This window comes from Micromonospora sp. CA-259024 (assembly GCF_050936255.1).
In the GTDB taxonomy this organism is placed as follows: Bacteria; Actinomycetota; Actinomycetes; order Mycobacteriales; family Micromonosporaceae; genus Micromonospora.
This window is the reverse complement of sequence record NZ_JBNJND010000002.1, coordinates 703,856-722,479: the sequence shown is the minus strand read 5'-3', so window position 1 is coordinate 722,479 and position 18,624 is coordinate 703,856. Positions and strand designations below refer to the sequence as shown.

Here is an 18,624-nt window from a genome sequence, read left to right as displayed (position 1 = left end):
CATCCGGCAGGAGGCCCCCGGCCGGTCGGTACGCTCTCCGGCATGAGACGTCGTGGCCTGACGGTCCTGCTCGGTGCCCTGTTCACCGCCCTGCTGAGCATCGGGGTGCTCCGGGTGCCGATCCCGTACGTGGTGCTCGGTCCGGGCCCGACGGTCAACACCCTCGGTACGGCTGATGGTAAGGAGGTCATCCAGGTCACCGGCCGGGAGACCTCGACCTCGGCCGGCCAGTTGCGGCTGACCACGGTGGGGGTGCAGCCCACGGTGCGGCTGCGTGGGGCGATCGCGGGTTGGTTCTCCGACGACGAGGCCGTGGTGCCCCGCGAGCTCGTCTACCCGCCGGGGGAGTCGACGGAGCAGGTCGAGCAGCGCAACGCCGAGGACTTCAAGGCGTCGCAGACCAGCGCGGAGACCGCCGCACTGCGGGAGCTGGGCTTTCCGGTGCAGGTGGTGATCAAGACGGTGGCCGCGGACGGCCCGGCCGCCGGGGCGCTGAAGGCCGGCGACGTTGTCACCTCGGTCGACGGTCAGCCGGTGCCGCTGGCCTCGAAGGTCACCGAGCTGATCCGGGCCAAGCCGGTCGGCACGGCGTTGACCATCGGCTACACCCGTGACGGTGTGCCAGCCACCGCGACGGTGAAAAGTCGGGAGCAGGACGGCCGGCCGCGGATCGGCGTCGAGATCGACCAGCAGCAGCCGCACCCGTTCACGCTTGGCATCGACCTGGGAGACATCGGCGGGCCGAGCGCCGGTCTGATGTTCGCCCTGGGCATCGTGGACAAGCTGACCCCGGCCGACCTCACCGGCGGCCAGATCATCGCCGGCACCGGCACCATCGACGACGAGGGCACCGTCGGCCCGATCGGTGGGATCGCGCAGAAGCTGGTCGGTGCGAAGCGCGCCGGGGCCAAGGTCTTCCTGGTGCCGGCGGACAACTGCGCCGAGGCGGTCCGCAATCCGCAGCCCGATCTGCCGCTGTTGCGGGTGGGTTCGTTGGACGAGGCGATGACCGCTCTGGAGACGTTGCGCGCGGGTGGTCAGCCGACGCGTTGCTGACCGATGTGACCGTGCCCCGACACGCTCAGGAACACCCCGTACTCTGGGTGCCTGGTCGGAGCCGATCACATCGAGCGTGCGGAGCCAACAGTGGTCATGCGTAGCAGCAGCCCCCTTCCGAGGATGAGCCGGCGCGGACGCGTCACCATCGCTGTCCTGGTCGGGGTGTTCGTGCTCTTTACCCTGCTCGGCTGGGGTGTCCAGGCGTGGACCGACTGGCTCTGGTTCGACGAGGTCCGCTACACCGAGGTCTTCACCGGTGTCCTGCTCACCCGGCTGGTGCTCTTCCTCGCCGTCGGCCTCGGCATGGCGGTGATCGTCGGTGGCAACCTGTGGCTGGCCCACCGGTTGCGCCCGCAGTTGCGTCCGCACTCGGTGGAGCAGGCGACCCTGGAGCGCTACCGGATGGCGCTCAGCCCGCGACTCGGCACCTGGATCGCGCTGACCGCCGCGGTGGTCGGGCTCTTCGCCGGCCTCTCCGCCCAGAACCGGTGGAGTCAGTGGCTTCTCTTCCGCAACGGCGGTGACTTCGGGATCAAGGACCCGGAGTTCGGGGTCGACGTCGGCTTCTACGTCTTCCAACTGCCGTTCTGGCGTTACCTGCTCGGGGTCGCCTTCACCGCGGTGGTGCTGGCGGTGATCGGCGCGCTGGCGGTGCACTACCTCTTCGGCGGGGTCCGTCTGCAGGGCATCGGGGACCGGATGAGCAACGCGGCCCGCGCGCACCTGAGCAGCCTGGTCGCGGTCTTCGTGCTGCTCAAGGCCATCGCGTACGTGCTGGACCGGCGGGCGATGCTGCTGGAGTACAACGAGGGCGCCAAGTTGTACGGCGCCGGCTACGCCGACGTCAACGCGCTGCTGCCGGCGAAGGAGATCCTGGCCTACATCTCGATCGTGGTGGCGATCGCGATCATCGTGTTCTCCAACGCCTGGATGCGGAACCTGGTCTGGCCGGGGATCTCGCTGGCTCTGCTCGGCGTGTCCGCAGTGGCCATCGGCGGCATCTACCCCTGGGCGGTGCAGACCTTCGAGGTCAAGCCGAGCGCCAAGGACAAGGAGGCGCCGTACATCCAGCGCAGCATCGACGCGACGCGGGCGGCGTTCGGGTTGGGGACCACCGAGACGACCCCGTACGCGGCGAGCAACCTCACCCCACCAGCGAACCTGGCCACCGACACCTCGGTCGTGTCGAACGTGCGGCTGCTCGACCCGCAGCTGGTCAGCGAGACGTACACCCAGCTCCAGCAGGTCCGTGGCTTCTACGACTTCGGCCCGAAGCTGGACATCGACCGCTACGGGGTGAACGGGAAGGTCTCCGACTACGTGGTCGGCGTCCGGGAGATCAACTACGGCGAGCTGACCGACCAGCAGAACACCTGGATCAACCGGCACACCGTCTACACCCACGGGTACGGGCTGGTGGCCGCTCCGGCCAACCAGGTGGTCTGCGGCGGGCAGCCGTTCTTCGTCTCCGGCTTCCTCGGCGAGAAGACCCAGGAGGCCTGCTCCTCGCAGACCGAGCAGATCCCGGCCAAGCAGCCGCGCATCTACTACGGCGAGCGGATGGCGGCCGACGACTACGCGATCGTCGGGCAGTCCGACCCGAACAAGAAGGCCGAGTTCGACCGGCCGGTCGGTGAGGGTGGCGGCGAGTCCTACACCTACACCGGTGAGGGCGGCGTGGAGATCGGCTCCTTCACCCGGCGGCTGCTGTACGCCATCAAGGAGCAGGAGTCGAACTTCCTGCTCTCCGAGGCGGTCAACGAGGACTCCAAGCTGCTCTACGTGCGTAACCCGCGGGACCGGGTGGAGAAGGTCGCGCCGTTCCTCACGCTGGACGGCGACCCGTACCCGGCAGTGGTCGACGGTCGGGTGCAGTGGATCGTCGACGGCTACACCACGGCGGCCACCTACCCGTACGCGGAGCGGGTCAACCTGCAGACCGAGACCACCGACGAGTTGACCAACCGGGGCACCTTCCAGCTGGCCCGGGAGAACGTCAACTACATGCGTAACTCGGTGAAGGCCACCGTCGACGCGTACGACGGCACGGTGAGGCTCTACGAGTACGACGACACCGACCCGGTGCTCAAGGCGTGGAACAAGGCGTTCGGCGGTGATCTGGTGCTGCCGAAGGCGGACATCCCGGTCGAGCTGACCGAGCACCTGCGCTACCCGGCGGACATGTTCAAGGTGCAGCGCAACCTGCTCACCAAGTTCCACGTGACCAACCCGGGTGACTTCTACTCCGCACAGGACTTCTGGCAGGTGCCCAACGTGCCGGACGCTCCGGACAGCGGCCAGAAGCAGCCCCCGTACTACCTGTTCACCCAGTTCCCGGGACAGGAGAGCCCTCGGTTCCAGCTCACCTCCGCGGTCACCCCGAACGGTCGGCAGAACCTCGCCGCGCTGATCTCCGGGTCGTACGTCGAGGGGAAGCCCCGGCTGGAGGTGCTGGAGTTGCCGGACCAGACCCGGATCTCCGGCCCGGTGCAGGTGCACCAGCAGATGACCAACAACGCCAACATCCGCCAGCAGCTGAACCTGCTCTCCAGCAACCAGGCGCAGGTGCAGTACGGCAACCTGCTCTCGTTGCCCTTCGCCGACGGGATGCTCTACGTCGAGCCGGTCTATGTGAAGAGCAACCAGCAGGACGCGTACCCGCTGCTGCAGAAGGTGCTGCTCTCCTACGGCGACGGCGGCTCCTTCGTGGCGCTGGCCGACAACATCAACGACGGCATCAAGCAGCTGGTCGACCAGGGTAAGCGGGCCGGGCAGGGCGCTCCGCCGCCGCCGACCACCGGGGGCAACCCGACCACCCCGACGCCGACCGGGACGCCGACGGCGACGCCGACGCCGAGCGGCACGGGCACCCCGCCGCCGAGCGTCGACCTGGCCACCGCCGCCGACCGGGTGCAGACCGCGATCACGGAGGTCCGGGCCGCGCAGACGTCCGGCGACTTCGAGCGGTACGGTCGCGCGCTCAAGGCGCTGGATGAGGCGCTCACCGCCTTCCAGCAGGCGCAGCAGGCCGGCAATCCGGCCGGTGCGCCCAGCGGCGGCCCGTCGCCGAGTGTCAGCCCGAGTGCCGGCGGCTGACCCGGTACCGCCGAAGTTCCTCTCGGAGCCCTCGTCGTCGGACCACACCGGTCCTGACGGCGGGGGCTCCGTCGTGTCCGGGCGCGTGCCCGCGTGTCACCTCTCAGACAAGTTCGGCCGGCCCGCAACCTGCGACACTCGTCCGCCGTCCTCATTGCAACGGGGTGGGAACGAGGGGGAACAGTCGTGAGGGACGCGCAAAGCTTCGATGACTTCTACCGCGGCACCGCGCGGCGGATGGCGCGGTACGGCTATGCCGTCACCGGCGATCACAGCGAGGCGCAGGACCTGGTGCAGGAGGCGTACGCCCGGGCCTGGCGACAGTGGGGGCGGCTGGCGGCGCATCCGGCGCCGGAGGCGTGGCTGCGGCTGGTCGTGTCCCGGTTGGCGACCGATCGCTGGCGGCGGCTGGGCGGCTTGCGCGGCGCGCTGCGGTTGGCCGGGCCCCCACCGGCGGTCCCTCCGCCCAACGAGGACAGCGTGCTGCTGGTCCATGCCCTGCGCCAGGTGCCAGCGACCCACCGGCAGGCGTTGGCGCTGCACTACCTGTTCGACATGTCGGTAGAGGAGATCGGCCGTGAGCTCGGCGTGCCCGTCGGCACCGTGAAGTCCTGGCTCTCCCGGGGCCGGGCCCGACTCGCCGCGTTGCTGCCCGATCTCGCCATGGTGGAACTGGAGGCCAACGATGTCGCGTGAACTGTCCGAGATGTATCGGTCGCTCGCCGCCGACGCCGACGCTCGCGACCTGGGCGTCCCCGACGTCGTGCGACGCTGGGCGGACCGTAGGGCCCGGCTCCGCACGGCCGGGAGCACCCTCGCTGTGGCGCTGGTGGTGGGCGGTGTGGTGATCGGCACCCAGGTGGTCGCCACGCCGCGGCCGACCGTACCCGCGCCGGCCGGCACACCGACGCTCCCGCCGCCGCCCGCGTCGCCGACGCCGAGCGTGACCGCCGGTTCCGCGCCGCCGTCCACCGCGCCGACCACGCCTGGCCAACCCCCGGGTACGACCGCCAAGCCCCCGCGCACCGGCGCGCCGCCGCCCCGGACCCCTACCAGCATCCCGGATCGGGCATTCTTCGCTCTCGCCTCGGCCAACCAGATCGGCATCCCGCCGGAATTCCGGGACCTGGAGGTGCTGCCGGGCCTGTGCGGTGCTCGCTACCCGAGCGAGGCGGCGGTCGTGCAGCGTCGGACCCGCAACGTGGTCTACAAGCTGCCGCAGAACCCCGGTGAGGGGTACGTCCCGGACGGCAGCTACACGCACGCCATCACCATCTATCGGGCCGGGCGCGCCGACGACGCGCTGGATGAGCTGCGGCAGGCGGTGCGCGGCTGCCCGGAGCAGGAACGGCCGGGCAACGCCGCACCGGTGCTGAGCAGGCAGCGGCTACTTGCCGACACCGGGTACGGCGACGAGTCGGTGCTGTTCGAGATGCGGAGCCCCGGTCAGGACGTCAACGGTGACCCGAGCGGTCCGGAGGTCGTCCGGCTGGTTCGGGCGATCCGGGTCGGTGACGTGGTGACCGTGCTCTGGGAACAGGGCTGGGAGGGCACCTCCAGCCAGCGGGGACAGGTCGACGGGGACAGTCGGCGCGCGGTCGCCGCCATCAGGACGTGGCTCGGCTGACCGCAACGAGCCGGAACGCGATCCGGCGGATTCCAATGTCGTTTTGCGGGGCCCGGGGGTGGTGCGCTACGGTTAGCGAGCCGACGCGGGGTGGAGCAGCTCGGTAGCTCGCTGGGCTCATAACCCAGAGGTCGCAGGTTCAAATCCTGTCCCCGCTACAAAGAAAGAAGCCCGCCTCCTGTTTCGGGAGGCGGGCTTCTTTGTCATCTGGTGGGCAACGAGTGGCCATACGAAGCGTCACGATGCGGCATTTCGTGGGAGCGCCACCCGTCGCGATGGCGAACGGACGGCAGGCGGCCCGAACATTGCCGGGGGCCGCGCGATCGCGGCCCGCTTCCAGGGCACCCGATGTAACTCCGAGATGTCCCGACCAGACTTGACCTTGCCCCTGCGTCAAGGCTCGAGCATTCGTGGCAGGAACGCGCGGGAACATGGCGCGAGCCGGTGCGGGGACACCGCGACGAGCTCGGCGCCGGGCGCGAAGAGGGGCGGAAAGGGAACACGAATGGCACACGACACGCTCTCCGATTTCGTCGCGGCGACCGCCACGAAGTTCGGCATTCCGGGCGTTGCTGTCGGGGTATGGGTGGAGGGCCGGGAGGTCTACGCGTGTCACGGCGTGACGAGCGTCGAGAACCCGGTCCCGGTCGACCGGGACACGCTGTTCGCGCTGGCCTCGGTCACCAAGACCTACACGGCGAGCGTTCTGATGTGCCTCGTCGCGCAGGGGAGGGTCGACCTGCACGCGCCGGTGCGGCGGTACGTCCCCGAGCTGGCGCTCGCCGACGAGCGGGTGGCGGCGGAGATCACCGTGTTGCAGCTGCTCAACCACACGTCGGGACTGGACTGGTCGGTCATCGTCGAGACCGGTGAGGGGGACGACGCGCTGGCCGGCTACGTGGCGCGGCTGGCCGATCTGAAGCTGATCACTCCGCCCGGCACCCGCGCCTCGTACAGCCAGGCCGGCTACAACCTGGCCGGGCGGATCGTGGAGAAGGTTACGGGCCTGACGTACGAGCGGGCCGTCGCCTCGCTGCTCGCCGAGCCGTTGGGGCTGTCGCACAGCCTCTTCGCGCCCCTCGACGTGATGACCAGGCGGTTCGCCGTGGGGCACAACCGCGGCGAGGACGGCGCGCTCTCCGTCGCGCGGCCATGGCGGCCGGGTGGACGCGGCAACAACCCCGGCGCCGGGCTGGCGTCCTCGGTGCGTGACCAGCTGCGCTGGGCCCGGTTCCACCTGGGTGACGGACGCGCCGAAGGCGGCGAGCGGGTCATCCCCGTGGAACTGTTGCGGAGCATGACTGAGCCGACGGTCGAGCTGCGGGGCAGCAGCGCCGGCGACGCGCTCGGCATCGCTTGGTTCCTGCGCGGAGTGGATGGCGTCCGTACCGTCGGGCATGCCGGGTCGTCGGACGGCCAGTTCGCCGAACTGCTCACCGTACCGGGGCGTGACTTCGCGGTCGTCTCGCTCGCGAACCTCGGCCCGGATGGCATTCCGTTCAACCAGGCCGTGCTGCGTTGGGCACTCGAGCACTATCTGGGGGTGGTCGACCGGGACCCGGAGCCGGCCCCGTACGACGAGGCGCGCGCCGCCGAGGTCGCGGGAAGCTACGAGAACGACGCGATGACGCTGCTCGTCGCCACCGACGGGGCGGGGATGACGCTGGAGGTCGGGATCAAGCCGGAGATCCGCGCGGCGCTGGAGACCGAAGCACCCCCGGACTACCCGCCGGCTGCGATGGGCCTGCTCCCGGGCGACGGCGACGAGTACATCATCACCGAGGGTGGGCTGACCGGGCAGCGCGGCTTCTTCACCCGCGACGCAACCGGCGGGGTCGTCGGGGTGGACCTCGCCGGCCGTCTCTTCACTCGGGTCCGGGCAGCATAGATGATCACCATCGGTCAACTCGCCGGGTACGCGGGCGTGACGATCAAGGCGGTCCGCCACTACCACCATCGCGGTCTGCTCGAGGAACCACCGCGCGACTCGTCGGGCTACCGGAGCTACGGCGCCGAGCACGCCATCGACCTGGTCAAGATCAAGACGCTGGCCGAGGCTGGGGTGCCGCTCGCCCGGGTCCGCGAGCTGCTCGCGGCCGACCCGGACCGGTTCGCCGCGGCGATCGCCGAGATCGACCGCGACCTACGGGAACGGGCCGAGGAGTTGATCCGTACCCGTGAACGGATTGCCCGGCTCGGCGGCGGTGACCGGCTGTTCGTCTCGCCCGAGGTGGCCGACTTTCTCGACCGGCTGCGGGCATTCGGCGTGGGCGAGCGACTGGTACGGATGGAGCGGGACATCTGGATCCTGTTGTACTCGGTCTCGCCGAAGGAGGCGGCTTTGCTCTTCGCCGGCAAGCACGACTCGATCGACGATCCGGAGTTCGTCGGCATCTACCTGGAGTACGACGCGGCGTTCGACTGGGCCCCCGAGGATCCGCGCCTGCCCGTGCTGGCCGAACGAATGTGGCGCTGGATGGTCAACCGTGACGGCGGCACCAAGGACGAACAGCTCCCGGACGCGACCGCCGCCCGACTGGTCGGGACCTCGGCCAGCACGACGTCGCCAGCCTGGGACCGGCTCGCCGAACTCGTGCGGGAGAGCGGCGCGCCCGGCTGACCCCCGCTCGGTCTCAGCGCGACGTCGGGCGCTGTCGGGTTCAGGCTTCCGACGCGACGTGGGGTGGAGCGTTTGCCGACGTCGACGCCCGGGTGCAGTCCCTGTAGGTGATCGCCGCGGGCTCCCTGACCCGGTAGTGACCCCGCTGATCATCGCCGGAACGGATGGGTTAAGGTTAACCAGTCGACGCGGGGTGGAGCAGCTCGGTAGCTCGCTGGGCTCATAACCCAGAGGTCGCAGGTTCAAATCCTGTCCCCGCTACAACTGGAAGTGACAAGCCCGGCCCCCACGATGTGGGGGCCGGGCTTGTGTGATGCCCCGGCCAGGCGAGAGACCACGAAGGGGCCGGTGCCGGGCAGGCACCGGCCCCTCGCGGGTCTTACCTGAGGCCGAAGGCCCGGGTGACGGTCTGGGTGACGCCGCCGCCGTTGCGCTGCTTGGCGGTGACCCGGATGGACACGAAGTCGGCCCGGTTCGGCGCGTTGAGCGACGCCTGCCAGGTGCCCTTCTTCTCCTTCAGGTCCTGCCGCTGCCAGGTCGCCCCGTCGTCGTACGAGACTTCGAGCGTGAGCGAGGACACCCCGTCCCGAGCGGCGCTGCTACCCACCACCACGGGCGTGATGGAGAGGTCGGTCCTGCGCTTCGCCTGACCTGCGGCGTCCACGTCCGTCCCGTAGTCCAGCTGGACCAGCGGGATGGCCTGCACCTCCGTGGCGCCACCGGAGATGAAGCTCCACTCGGTGTGCGTGGCGGTCGAGTACGGGCTGAAGTCGGGATTGCCCTTGGTCTCGACGACCAGCCGGTACGGCAGCTTCTCCGGTGCCAGCTCACCGGCGCCGACCTCCGGCCAGCCGTCGAACTGCGTCAGTTGCTTGTCACCCTGGTAGAACGTGACGATCTGCGACATGCTGGCCCCGCCGCTGTGCGCGGCTCCCGCATCGCCGAAGCCCTGGATGTAGGCGCTCATCGAGGTCTCACCGCGGAACGGGATCTCGGTGCTGAGCAGGCGTGGCCGGGTGATGGGCCCGAACCAGCGGTCCTTCTGGACGCTGCCCGGCCGGTAGGCGATCGCCTCCGTGTGGGATTGCGCCCAGTTGGCGACGTCGGCGTACTGCATCCACTTGATGCCGTCGCCTGCGGAGACCCAGTCGGTACGCGGCCCGGGTGCCACCGGCTCCAACGGGAACGCGCGTGCTGCCGCGTACTCGTACGGCGGAAAGTCCAGCCGCGTTTCGGTGGACTGCTTCCCCGGCGGCGGGGAGAAGGTGAGATCGATCCGGGCGAGGTTACGGGGGTCCGTCTTGGCGGACGGGTCGCTGGGTACCCCTCCCCGGTGGTAGTCGACCAGGTCGTACAGGTACGTCGGCGCGGGGTGGGCCACCACGGCCAGCCGCACCGGGTTGCGACCCGCAGCGGTGATCTTCTGGATCAACGCCTCGCCCTCGTCCATGGTCACCGAGGCGACCGGGATCGGCCCGGTCGTCACGGCGTCGGGGTTGCCGTACCAGTCGCTCTTGCGACCGTCACGATCGTTGACCACGAGGAGCATCGCCGCACCGGCGGTGTGCGCCGCCGCTGCCTGATCTGTGGGGTTCACCGAGTCGTTGCTGCGGACGACCACGGTCCTGCCCCGGGCGGACAGGCCGGCGTAGTCGGCCGTCGCGCCGTTGCCGGCGAAGACGGCGTCCAGGCGCGAGGTGCCGTCGGGCAGCGGCCGTGAACCGGGCTGCACGAGGGGGTCGCTGAGGCGGCGGCCGCTGTAGGTGATCTCCAGCGGCGTCTGCTCGGCGCGAATCCTGGTGGTGAAGACGAAACTGCCCTTCTTCACCGTGTCCTTGGTGGGGAGGGCCCACAGGCTGTCGTAGGCCAGGCCGGGCCAGACGGTCTCTTTCAGGGCACTCCAGTCGGTGGGCGTCGGCTCGCTGGAGGTGAAGGACCGGTAGACGTCGATCCTGCTGTTGACGACGGCGGTCGGCTGGGGTGTCGCCACCTTCACCTGGCGTGCTCGTGAGGCATCGAGCTCCACGACCCGGTTGGTCGTCAGGTCGACCTCGGGAGCGGTCAGCATCGCGAGCCCGAGCGAGCGGGGCCCGTTCAGACCTTCCACGTCAGCGGCGGTGACGATGGTGTAGGAGCCGGGAGCCCAGCGGCTGGTGAGCTTTCCGTCCGGGACCCACATGAAGGTGGAGCCCGCGTCGGCGCTGACGATCTCGACCTCGCCGCTCATGGGCCGGCCGGAGCGGTCCTTCAGCTGGATGGTGAGGTCGTACTTCTTGGATTCGACGGCGACCCCGACGGCGGTGTGCACCGCACCGGTCGCAAAGTGGGCCGTGACCTGGGCGGAGTACCGGCCCGCCGGGAGGCCCTTCGGGTCCACCACGACGTCGACCGTCGAGGTTCCGCGCGCCGGCACCGTGACGCGGTCGGCGGTTGCCGCGAACGTCTGCGCGGGGGCGGTGCCAGAGTCCACGGAGAGGTCCAACGTGATCGGGTCGGCCGTGGTGTTGGTGTAGGTGATCGTCCGCTTGATCGGCTGCTGTTGGCCGCCGGACGACGACCCGACGAGCCCGGCGTCCACCGACCCGGTCGCGATGACCTGGTCCTGATGGTAGGCGGCGGCCACGTTCAGCCGACCGCTGCCGGCCTGGTAGGCGTTGTAGTCGGGGGTGGGCACGCTGGTGCTCATCAGCGCGTCCTTGATCTGCTGTCCACTCCACGTCGGGTGCTTCTGTGCCAGCAGGGCGGCGGCCCCGGCGACGTGGGGGGCCGCCATGGAGGTGCCACTGTCCACGTAGTAGTAACCCTCGCCCCAGGGGATGTGCTGCGAACGTGCCGCCAGCACGTCCACACCGGGGGCGGTCATGTCGGGCTTGAGCCCTTCGTCGATCATGCGCGGCCCGACGCTGGAGAAGTCGGCCAGGTGGTCGGAGCTGTCCACCGCGCCGATGGTGAGCGCGGCGTCCGCGGTGCCCGGCGCGCCGAGCGTGTACGGACCGGGTCCGTCGTTGCCGGAGGCGACGACGAAGAGTGCGCCGGTTTCGGCGGTCAGCTGGTTGACGGCCTGGCTCAGCGGGTCGTCCTGGGTGTGCCACACACTGACACCCAGGCTCATGTTGATCACCTTGGCGCGCTCGGTCCGCGCCGCCCACTCCATGCCCGCGATGATCCCCGAGATCGACCCGCTTCCCTTCTGGTCGAGGACCTTGCCCACCACCAGGTCGGCCTCGGGAGCGACGCCTCGTTCCTTACCGCCGGACGCGGCGCCTGTCCCGGCGACGGTGGAGGCGGTGTGGGTGCCGTGCCCGTTCCGGTCGATGACGTCATCGCCGGGAATGAAACTCCGGGACGCCACCACCCGGTCGACGAGGTCCGGGTGGGTGGTGTCCACCCCGCTGTCCAGGACGGCGACCCGGACACCGCTGCCGGTGCCCCCCGCGGCCCAGGCCGCAGGAGCGCCGACCTGCGCAGTGGTGTCGGCGAGGGCCGCCTTCGCCTTGCCGTCGAGCCACACCTTGTCGACGCCGGACGTGAAGGCGGGCGTCGACGTGGCACCACTCCGACCCGTGGACGACTGACCGGCGCGCTGCCCGCCACCGGTGAGGGCCGACCAGAAGTCGGCGGCGTGCGACCGGCGGGCTCGGATTGCCTCACCCCGGACGGAGGGAAGGTCCATCGTTGTCTGCGCGCCCGGAAGCGTGGTGCCGGTCCTGAGCTTCGCCGAGCCCGTCGTACGGGTGACGATCAGCGGGAGTTCCGAGGCCCGCACGTCGTCGTAGCCCTGCGCGATCAGCTGGGTGACGTCGAAGAGCTGCTTGTCGAGTCGACCGGTCGCGAGGTAGGGCATCGCCTCGTCGGGGTACACATAGGTGTCTCCGTCCTCGGTGGCGATGCGCACGGAGCCCGTGGCGCCGGGCGCGCGCTTGACGTCCACAGAGGGGGTCGCACCGTTGACGCCCTGGGTCACCGTCACCTTGTCGCCGGTGATCAGTGTGACCGTGACCGGTGGGCGGTGCGCGTTGTCGGTCGTGGCCGGTGTGGCCGGAGGCGGTGGGGCGCCGTGAGCCGCCGTGGGGGTGATGAGGGCGGCCACGAGGGTGACGCCGACCGCCGCTGCCGCAGATCTTCGGGTGCGAGAAAGCGGCACCATGCCTTGAAAGTTGACCATGGGCCGAATCCGATCACCTTTGAAGATTCATGTAAAGATCATCATCTTTGCGCGGGTGTTGCGAGAAGGTTGCGCGTCGTCCCGCGTACTCGGTGACGATCTCGATCCCATGATTCGGCGTGGACCGACGTGCCCAGGTTGCACCCTTCGGCGAGGATGGGTGCATGTCTTCATTCGGTAGGTGGTGGGGCCGTCTGAGCGCGGTCCTCGGTGCGGTCGTGCTGGCGGTCTTCGTGCCTGTCGCGGCTTGGGCGTCCACGGGTACCGGCGAGTTGGTGGTGGAGGCCGCCCGGCGGCGAGGCCGCAGCGGCTTCGGAGTCCTCCCGCTGCTCTGCTGTCTGGTGGTGGTCGCGATCGTCGTGTTCCTGGTGCTGCGTCTGATGCGCAACCGCCGGGGCGGCCCGCCGCGCTGACCGGGCCGAAGGCGACGACAGTCGCCGGCGGCCGGCCCGGGGCCGGCCGCCGGGGTGCTCACACCGCGAGGGCCGCGATGGCTTGTGACATGAAGCGTGCGGTCGCCTCTCGGGTGCCGTCACGCTTGACGCGGATGCGCTCGGCGGCGGTGACCAACAGGGTGCGCACCTTGGCGTGTCCCGCGGGCGGTGGCGCCGGTGCCGGCCCGAGCAGGTCGGCGATGCTGGCACCGAACGCGGCGGCACGTTTCTGGGCCGGGTCGGTGATGCTGCCCTCGGCGTAGCGGCGGACGGCGAGACTGGCGCTCAGCCCCCGCTCGTGGCCGAGGAGGGTGCCGGCCTCACCGTTGGTGGTCAAGAAGTTGATCACGTCGGCGACGGTGTCCGGATGGCGGGTGCCCCGGAACGCCGCCCAGTACATCGACGCCCGCGCCCACTGAGCACCCGGCGGGCCGGGGAAGCCGACGATGCCCAACTCGGATTTGGTGAGTCGTTGCAGCTCCGGCAACTGGTGGGACCAGGCGAAGGACGCGGCGGTCAACCCGGTGACGACCAGTTGCCGGGCCGGCTCCCCGTTGTCGGCCTGCTCGACCAGCGCCGCGCCCGGTGTGGCCCGCCCACTGCGGGCCCGCTGCCACAGCTCGAACCACGCGATCAGCTCGTCCGCGCCGAAACCGAGCTGGTTGCCCCGGTAGAACTCGCCGCCCTGCGACCGCAGCCAGAGCCAGAGTGCCCGGTAGTCACCGGACGCGTCCATGGTGCCGGCCACCTGGCCGTCACTGGCCTCGGTGACCTGTTCCGCCCAGGAGATGTACTCGGCCCAGGTCATTCCACCGCGTGGCTCCGGCACCCGCAGCTCCCGCAGCAGGTCCCGGTTGAAGACCACGCCCGCGTGGGTCTGCCCGCTGGCCACCGCCATCGTCCGCCCCTCCACCGTGCCGTAGCGGATCAGGCCCTCCGGCAGGCCCCGCAGATCCAGGCGGTGGTCGGCGACCCGGTCGGAGAGGTCGAGGATGATCTGGCGTTGGGAGTACTCGGTCAGCATGGCGTCGTCGATCTGGACCAGGTCCGGTACGTTCCCACCCGCCGCCTGGGTGGCCAGCCGGTCGTAGTAGCCGTCGGCACCCTGCCAGGTGACCCGGAAGGTCACCCGGGGGTTGCGCTCCGAGTAGAGCCGCAGTGCCTTCTCGGTGAGCTCGGCCCGCTTGGTGTTGCCCCACCAGAAGACCGACAGCTCCACCGGCCCGTCCTGGGTCGACGTGGCGGCACCGTCGCTGCATCCGGCCAGCCCACCGGACGCGAGCAGGGGTGCACCGAGCAGCGCGGTGAGCAGTCGGCGTCGGCCCGGGTCGGCGCCGAGGCGGTCGATCGGGGGTCGAACAACGGGCACGGGGGTCTCCTGGACCTGCGGGGGCGGCGGTCGGACCATTCACGCAGGCAGCGCGGGAAGGTGTCAACGTCCGTCCGGTCACCCCGGCCTGGGTGGTCGAATCAGGCCATCCGATGCCGCGTGGTGTACTAGGGCGCGTGGAACTTCTGCACTCGGGCAAGGCTCGGGATATCTACGCCGACGGCGAGGACCTGATCCTGGTCGCCTCGGACCGCATCTCGATCTATGACGTTGCGCTGCCGACGCCGATCCCGGACAAGGGTCGCCTGCTCACCGCACTCTCGCTGTGGTGGTTCGAGCAGCTCGCCGACCTGGTGCCAAACCACGTCATCTCCGCCACCGACGTGCCCGCCGAGTTCGCCGGGCGGGCCATCCGGTGCCAGCGGCTGGACATGCTCCCGGTCGAGTGCGTCGCTCGCGGCTACCTCACCGGCGGCGGCCTGCGGGAGTACGAGCGGACCGGCGCCGTCTCCGGCGTACCACTGCCGCGAGGGCTGGGCGAGGCGTCGATCCTGCCCGAGCCGATCTTCACACCGTCGACCAAGGCGCCGATGGGCGAGCACGACGAACCCATCACGTACGACGACGTGGTGGACAAGGTGGGCCAGGCGACCGCCGAGCGACTGCGGCAGATCACCATCGACGTCTACCGGCGCGGCGCGGAGCTGGCCGCCGACCGGGGCATCCTGGTCGCCGACACCAAGATCGAGCTGGGCTGGGCGCCGGACGGCACGCTGGTCCTCGCCGACGAACTACTCACGTCCGACTCGTCGCGGTTCTGGCCAGCGGAGTCGTACCAGCCGGGCCGTGTGCAGTTCTCCTACGACAAGCAGTACGTGCGGGACTGGGCCACCGGCAGCGGTTGGGACAAGCAGGGCCCGGCCCCGGACCTGCCGGCCGAGGTCGTCGAGGCGACCCGCGCCCGCTACGTCGAGGTGTACGAGAAGCTGACCGGCAACCGCTGGAGCTGAGCCGGGCGAGGCGCCCCACCACCGGTCTCGCTGGGCCGCCCAGCCAGGGATTGGTCACCGGCACGGCTCACTCCACCCAGTCGAGGGTGCGCCGCACGGCCTTGCGCCACTGGCCCAGCTCCCGGTCGCGCAGCTCCGGGTCCATCGCCGGCTCCCACTGTGCGTCGGAGCGCCACTGCGCCCGCAGGGTGGCCAGGTCCGGCCAGAAGCCGACCGCCAGACCGGCCGCGTACGCGGCACCCAGGCAGGTGGTCTCGGTGATCCGGGAGCGGACCACCGGCACGTCGAGCACGTCGGCGAGGAACTGCATGAGCAGCCCGTTGGCGGTCATCCCGCCGTCCACCCGGAGTCGGCGCAGCGCCACGTCGGAGTCGGCGTTCATCGCGTCGACCACCTCGCGGGTCTGCCACGCCGACGCCTCCAGCACCGCCCGCGCCAGGTGCCCCTTGGTGATGTAGCCGGTCAGGCCGGCGATCACACCGCGCGCGTCGCTGCGCCAGTGCGGGGCGAAGAGCCCGGAGAAGGCCGGCACCACGTAGCAGCCGCCGTTGTCGTCCACCGTGCGGGCCAGCTCCTCCACCTCGGAGGCGGTGGAGATCAACCCGAGGTTGTCCCGCAGCCACTGCACCAGCGAGCCGGTGACCGCGATCGCGCCCTCCAGGGCGTACGCCGGCGGCTGGCCCTTGATCCGGTAGGCGACCGTGGTGAGCAGGCCGTGCGTCGACGGGACCGGGCTGGCGCCCGTGTTGAGCAGCAGGAAGCTGCCGGTGCCGTAGGTGCACTTCGCCTCGCCCGGTTGGAAGCAGGTCTGCCCGAACAGGGCGGCCTGCTGGTCGCCGAGCGCGCTGGCCACCGGCACCCTGGCGAGGACGCCGGTGGTGGCCCTTCCGTACACCTCGGCGGAGCAGCGGATCTCCGGCAGCATCGCCGCCGGGACGCCCATCGCGTCCAGTAGGTCCGGGGCCCAGTCCAGGGTGGTGAGGTCCATCAGCATCGTCCGGCTGGCGTTGGTCACGTCGGTGACGTGCTCGCCGGTCAGCTTCCAGATCAGCCAGCTGTCCATGGTGCCGAAGAGCACCTCACCACGTTCGGCGCGCTCGCGCAGGCCGTCGACCTCGTCCAGCAGCCAGCGCAGCTTCGGCCCGGCGAAGTAGGTGGCCAGCGGTAGGCCGGTGCGGGTACGGAACCGCTCCTCGCCGTACGTCGAAGCCAGCTCGCGCAGCAGCGGCCCGGTCCGGGTGTCCTGCCAGACGATGGCGTTGGCCACCGGGCGGCCGGTGGCCCGGTCCCAGACGACGGTGGTCTCCCGCTGGTTGGTGATGCCGACGGCGGCCAGTCCGGCCGCGTCGGTGCCGGCGGTCCGCAGCGCCTCCTCGACCACCTGCTGGACGTTGTCCCAGATCTCCTCGGCGTCGTGCTCCACCCAGCCTGGGCGGGGGAAGATCTGCCGGTGCTCGCGCTGGGCCACGGCGACGATCTCCCCGGCCCGATCGAAGACGATGCACCGCGAGGAGGTGGTGCCCTGGTCGATGGCGGCGACGTACTGGGGGGTCACCGCAGCACCGTACCCGGACCGGCGGTACGGTGCGACCTCCGTCACGGCCGGATGCGGCCCGCCGCCGTCCGTCGCCGGCCGCTTCGCCTACGATGTGCGAACGTGCGCGACATCGCCGTTTTCAGTGGAACTGCCCATCCCGACCTGGCCGCCGAGATCTGCGCCCACCTGGGGGTGCCGCTGCATCCGGTGCGGGTGTCCCGGTTCGCCAACGACTGCCTGGAAGTGCAGTTGCAGGCCAACTGCCGCGAGCGGGACGTCTTCCTGATCCAGCCGCTGGTGCCGCCGGTGCAGGAGCACCTGGTCGAGCTGCTGCTGATGATCGACGCCGCCCGGGGTGCGTCCGCCGGTCGGATCACGGTGGTCCTTCCGCACTACGCGTACGCCCGATCGGACAAGAAGGACGCGCCGCGGATCTCGATCGGCGCCCGGCTCGTCGCGGATCTGCTCACCTCGGCCGGGGCGGACCGGGTGCTCGCGATGACCCTGCACTCGCCGCAGGTGCACGGCTTCTTCAGCGTCCCCGTGGATCACCTGCACGCGCTGCGCGAGCTGGCCAGCCACTTTCGGCGCTACGACCTCAGCAACGCCGTGGTGGTCTCGCCGGACCTGGGCAATGCCAAGGAGGCGGCGGCCTTCGCCCGGCTGCTCGGGACGCCGGTCGCGGCCGGAGCGAAGCAGCGGTTCAGCGACGACCTGGTCAAGATCAGCGCGGTGATCGGTGACGTGACCGACAAGGACGTCATCGTGCTGGACGACGAGATCGCCAAGGGCAGCACGGTGGTCGAGCTGATGGAGCATCTGCGCGGCCTGAAGGTCCGCTCGATCCGGCTCGCCTGCACGCACGGCCTCTTCTCCGGTGACGCGTTGCGGCGGCTCAGCGACCAGGACGGCGTGCTGGAGATCGTCTGCACCAACACGGTGCCCATTCCGGCCGCCAAGCGGGTTCCCGCATTGCAGGTCCTGTCGGTGGCCCCCGCCCTGGCCGAAGCCATGCGCCGGATCCACAACGGGGAGTCCGTCTCGGCGCTGTTCGCCTGACCCGACCCCCGCACCCTCTCCCCGCGATCTTGCAGTTTCTGTTCCCGTAATGACCGGTTCTGGGCAGTTCGTCGGGACAGTTAGTGCAAGATCGCCGGGGCGGGGAAGGGCAGGGCACCGACGCGGGGATCAGTGCGGGGTGTGGTCGTGGCTGCCGAGGCGGGTGGTGACGCGGACGGTGGTGCCGGCGGTTCCGGTGACGACCTCCATGGCGTCGGTCAGTTCGCGGGCCAGCCAGAGGCCCCAGCCGCCAGCGGTGTCCGGGGCTGGCCGAGTGCGGTCGCCCAGTCGCTGCGGGCTGATCCCGTGCCCGTGGTCGGCGACCTCGCAGACCAGCAGGCCCCGCTCGTGCCAGAGCCGCAACCAACCGTGCCCGCCGCCGTGCCGCACCGCGTTGGTGATCAGCTCGTTGATGGCGAGCACGAAGTCGTCCAGCCGTTGGCCGGTGAGCCCGGAGGCGTGCGCGCAGGAGGTGACCGAGTGTCGAATGTCGGTCACCTGGGCCTGGTCGAAGGCCTCGGCGATCAGGAGGGCAGGTTCGATGGGCACAACCGTACGCGGTGCGTGCGGATCTGCGTTGGTCATGGGCCCGTCCCGGCGGCGGATCTCGGAGTATTTCGCGGCTTTTCCACCGTACGTCAGGGTTTCCTGAACCGCACTCGCAGCTCGCCGTGCGGCTGGCCCGGC

General features: G+C 70.4%; 13 protein-coding genes and 2 tRNA genes. 11 read left to right on the top strand and 4 right to left on the bottom strand.

Annotation, left to right across the window (positions count from 1 at the left end):
* Positions 1–42 precede the first annotated feature (42 nt).
* The 8 genes from ACQEUX_RS22660 to ACQEUX_RS22625 all read left to right on the top strand — a co-directional run bounded on the left by ACQEUX_RS22660 (position 43) and on the right by ACQEUX_RS22625 (position 8,663).
* On the top strand, positions 43–1,056 hold the full coding sequence (locus ACQEUX_RS22660) for a YlbL family protein (RefSeq protein WP_433051790.1): 1,014 nt from the start codon (positions 43–45) through the stop codon (positions 1,054–1,056).
* 96 nt (positions 1,057–1,152) lie between these two features.
* Entirely contained in the window at positions 1,153–4,155 is a 3,003-nt protein-coding gene (locus ACQEUX_RS22655) for a UPF0182 family membrane protein (RefSeq protein WP_433051787.1), read from the top strand.
* A gap of 186 nt (positions 4,156–4,341) precedes the next feature.
* Positions 4,342–4,851 carry a SigE family RNA polymerase sigma factor gene (locus tag ACQEUX_RS22650; protein WP_433051785.1) on the top strand — a complete coding sequence of 170 codons (510 nt, stop codon included), beginning with the start codon at positions 4,342–4,344 and terminating at the stop codon, positions 4,849–4,851.
* Complete coding sequence (locus ACQEUX_RS22645; protein WP_433051782.1) at positions 4,841–5,782, top strand: hypothetical protein; 942 nt, start codon at positions 4,841–4,843, stop codon at positions 5,780–5,782. Before ACQEUX_RS22650 ends, ACQEUX_RS22645 begins: the two co-directional genes overlap by 11 nt.
* Before the next feature lie 84 nt (positions 5,783–5,866).
* Positions 5,867–5,940 (top strand) — tRNA-Met (locus ACQEUX_RS22640).
* A 347-nt stretch (positions 5,941–6,287) separates the two neighbouring features.
* Positions 6,288–7,670: a serine hydrolase domain-containing protein gene (locus ACQEUX_RS22635; protein WP_433051779.1), complete on the top strand. Its 1,383-nt coding sequence runs from the start codon at positions 6,288–6,290 to the stop codon at positions 7,668–7,670.
* Entirely contained in the window at positions 7,671–8,402 is a 732-nt protein-coding gene (locus ACQEUX_RS22630; protein ID WP_433051776.1) for a MerR family transcriptional regulator, read from the top strand.
* 187 nt (positions 8,403–8,589) lie between these two features.
* Positions 8,590–8,663 (top strand) — tRNA-Met (locus ACQEUX_RS22625).
* A 118-nt stretch (positions 8,664–8,781) separates the two neighbouring features.
* Here ACQEUX_RS22625 and ACQEUX_RS22620 read toward each other — a convergent pair.
* Entirely contained in the window at positions 8,782–12,567 is a 3,786-nt protein-coding gene (locus tag ACQEUX_RS22620) for a S8 family serine peptidase (protein WP_433051773.1), read from the bottom strand.
* A gap of 164 nt (positions 12,568–12,731) precedes the next feature.
* Here ACQEUX_RS22620 and ACQEUX_RS22615 point away from each other — a divergent pair, with 164 nt between their 5' ends.
* Positions 12,732–12,980: a hypothetical protein gene (locus tag ACQEUX_RS22615; protein WP_433051770.1), complete on the top strand. Its 249-nt coding sequence runs from the start codon at positions 12,732–12,734 to the stop codon at positions 12,978–12,980.
* Positions 12,981–13,038: 58 nt separating this feature from the next.
* Here the strand turns inward: ACQEUX_RS22615 and ACQEUX_RS22610 are convergent, their stop codons facing one another.
* Positions 13,039–14,370 (bottom strand): ABC transporter substrate-binding protein, encoded by a 1,332-nt coding sequence (locus ACQEUX_RS22610; RefSeq protein WP_433051767.1) that lies wholly within the window; start codon positions 14,368–14,370, stop codon positions 13,039–13,041.
* 137 nt (positions 14,371–14,507) lie between these two features.
* Here ACQEUX_RS22610 and ACQEUX_RS22605 point away from each other — a divergent pair, with 137 nt between their 5' ends.
* Complete coding sequence (locus tag ACQEUX_RS22605; RefSeq protein ID WP_433051764.1) at positions 14,508–15,341, top strand: phosphoribosylaminoimidazolesuccinocarboxamide synthase; 834 nt, start codon at positions 14,508–14,510, stop codon at positions 15,339–15,341.
* A gap of 67 nt (positions 15,342–15,408) precedes the next feature.
* Here the strand turns inward: ACQEUX_RS22605 and glpK are convergent, their stop codons facing one another.
* Complete coding sequence (gene glpK, locus ACQEUX_RS22600; RefSeq protein ID WP_433051761.1) at positions 15,409–16,896, bottom strand: glycerol kinase GlpK; 1,488 nt, start codon at positions 16,894–16,896, stop codon at positions 15,409–15,411.
* A 102-nt stretch (positions 16,897–16,998) separates the two neighbouring features.
* Here glpK and ACQEUX_RS22595 point away from each other — a divergent pair, with 102 nt between their 5' ends.
* Positions 16,999–17,937, top strand: coding sequence for a ribose-phosphate diphosphokinase (locus tag ACQEUX_RS22595; RefSeq protein ID WP_433051758.1), 939 nt, complete (start codon positions 16,999–17,001; stop codon positions 17,935–17,937).
* A 129-nt stretch (positions 17,938–18,066) separates the two neighbouring features.
* Here ACQEUX_RS22595 and ACQEUX_RS22590 read toward each other — a convergent pair whose 3' ends face one another.
* Positions 18,067–18,522 (bottom strand): ATP-binding protein, encoded by a 456-nt coding sequence (locus tag ACQEUX_RS22590; RefSeq protein ID WP_433051755.1) that lies wholly within the window; start codon positions 18,520–18,522, stop codon positions 18,067–18,069.
* Positions 18,523–18,624 lie beyond the last annotated feature (102 nt).

Excerpts from the sequence above, each read along its gene's own strand:
- ACQEUX_RS22660 (WP_433051790.1), top strand. The coding sequence starts at position 43 with ATGAGACGTCGTGGCCTGACGGTCCTGCTCGGTGCCCTGTTCACCGCC.
- ACQEUX_RS22655 (WP_433051787.1), top strand. The coding sequence starts at position 1,153 with ATGCGTAGCAGCAGCCCCCTTCCGAGGATGAGCCGGCGCGGACGCGTC.
- ACQEUX_RS22645 (WP_433051782.1), top strand. The coding sequence starts at position 4,841 with ATGTCGCGTGAACTGTCCGAGATGTATCGGTCGCTCGCCGCCGACGCC.
- ACQEUX_RS22635 (WP_433051779.1), top strand. The coding sequence starts at position 6,288 with ATGGCACACGACACGCTCTCCGATTTCGTCGCGGCGACCGCCACGAAG.
- ACQEUX_RS22630 (WP_433051776.1), top strand. The coding sequence starts at position 7,671 with ATGATCACCATCGGTCAACTCGCCGGGTACGCGGGCGTGACGATCAAG.
- ACQEUX_RS22620 (WP_433051773.1), bottom strand. The coding sequence starts at position 12,567 with ATGGTCAACTTTCAAGGCATGGTGCCGCTTTCTCGCACCCGAAGATCT.
- ACQEUX_RS22615 (WP_433051770.1), top strand. The coding sequence starts at position 12,732 with ATGTCTTCATTCGGTAGGTGGTGGGGCCGTCTGAGCGCGGTCCTCGGT.
- ACQEUX_RS22590 (WP_433051755.1), bottom strand. The coding sequence starts at position 18,522 with ATGACCAACGCAGATCCGCACGCACCGCGTACGGTTGTGCCCATCGAA.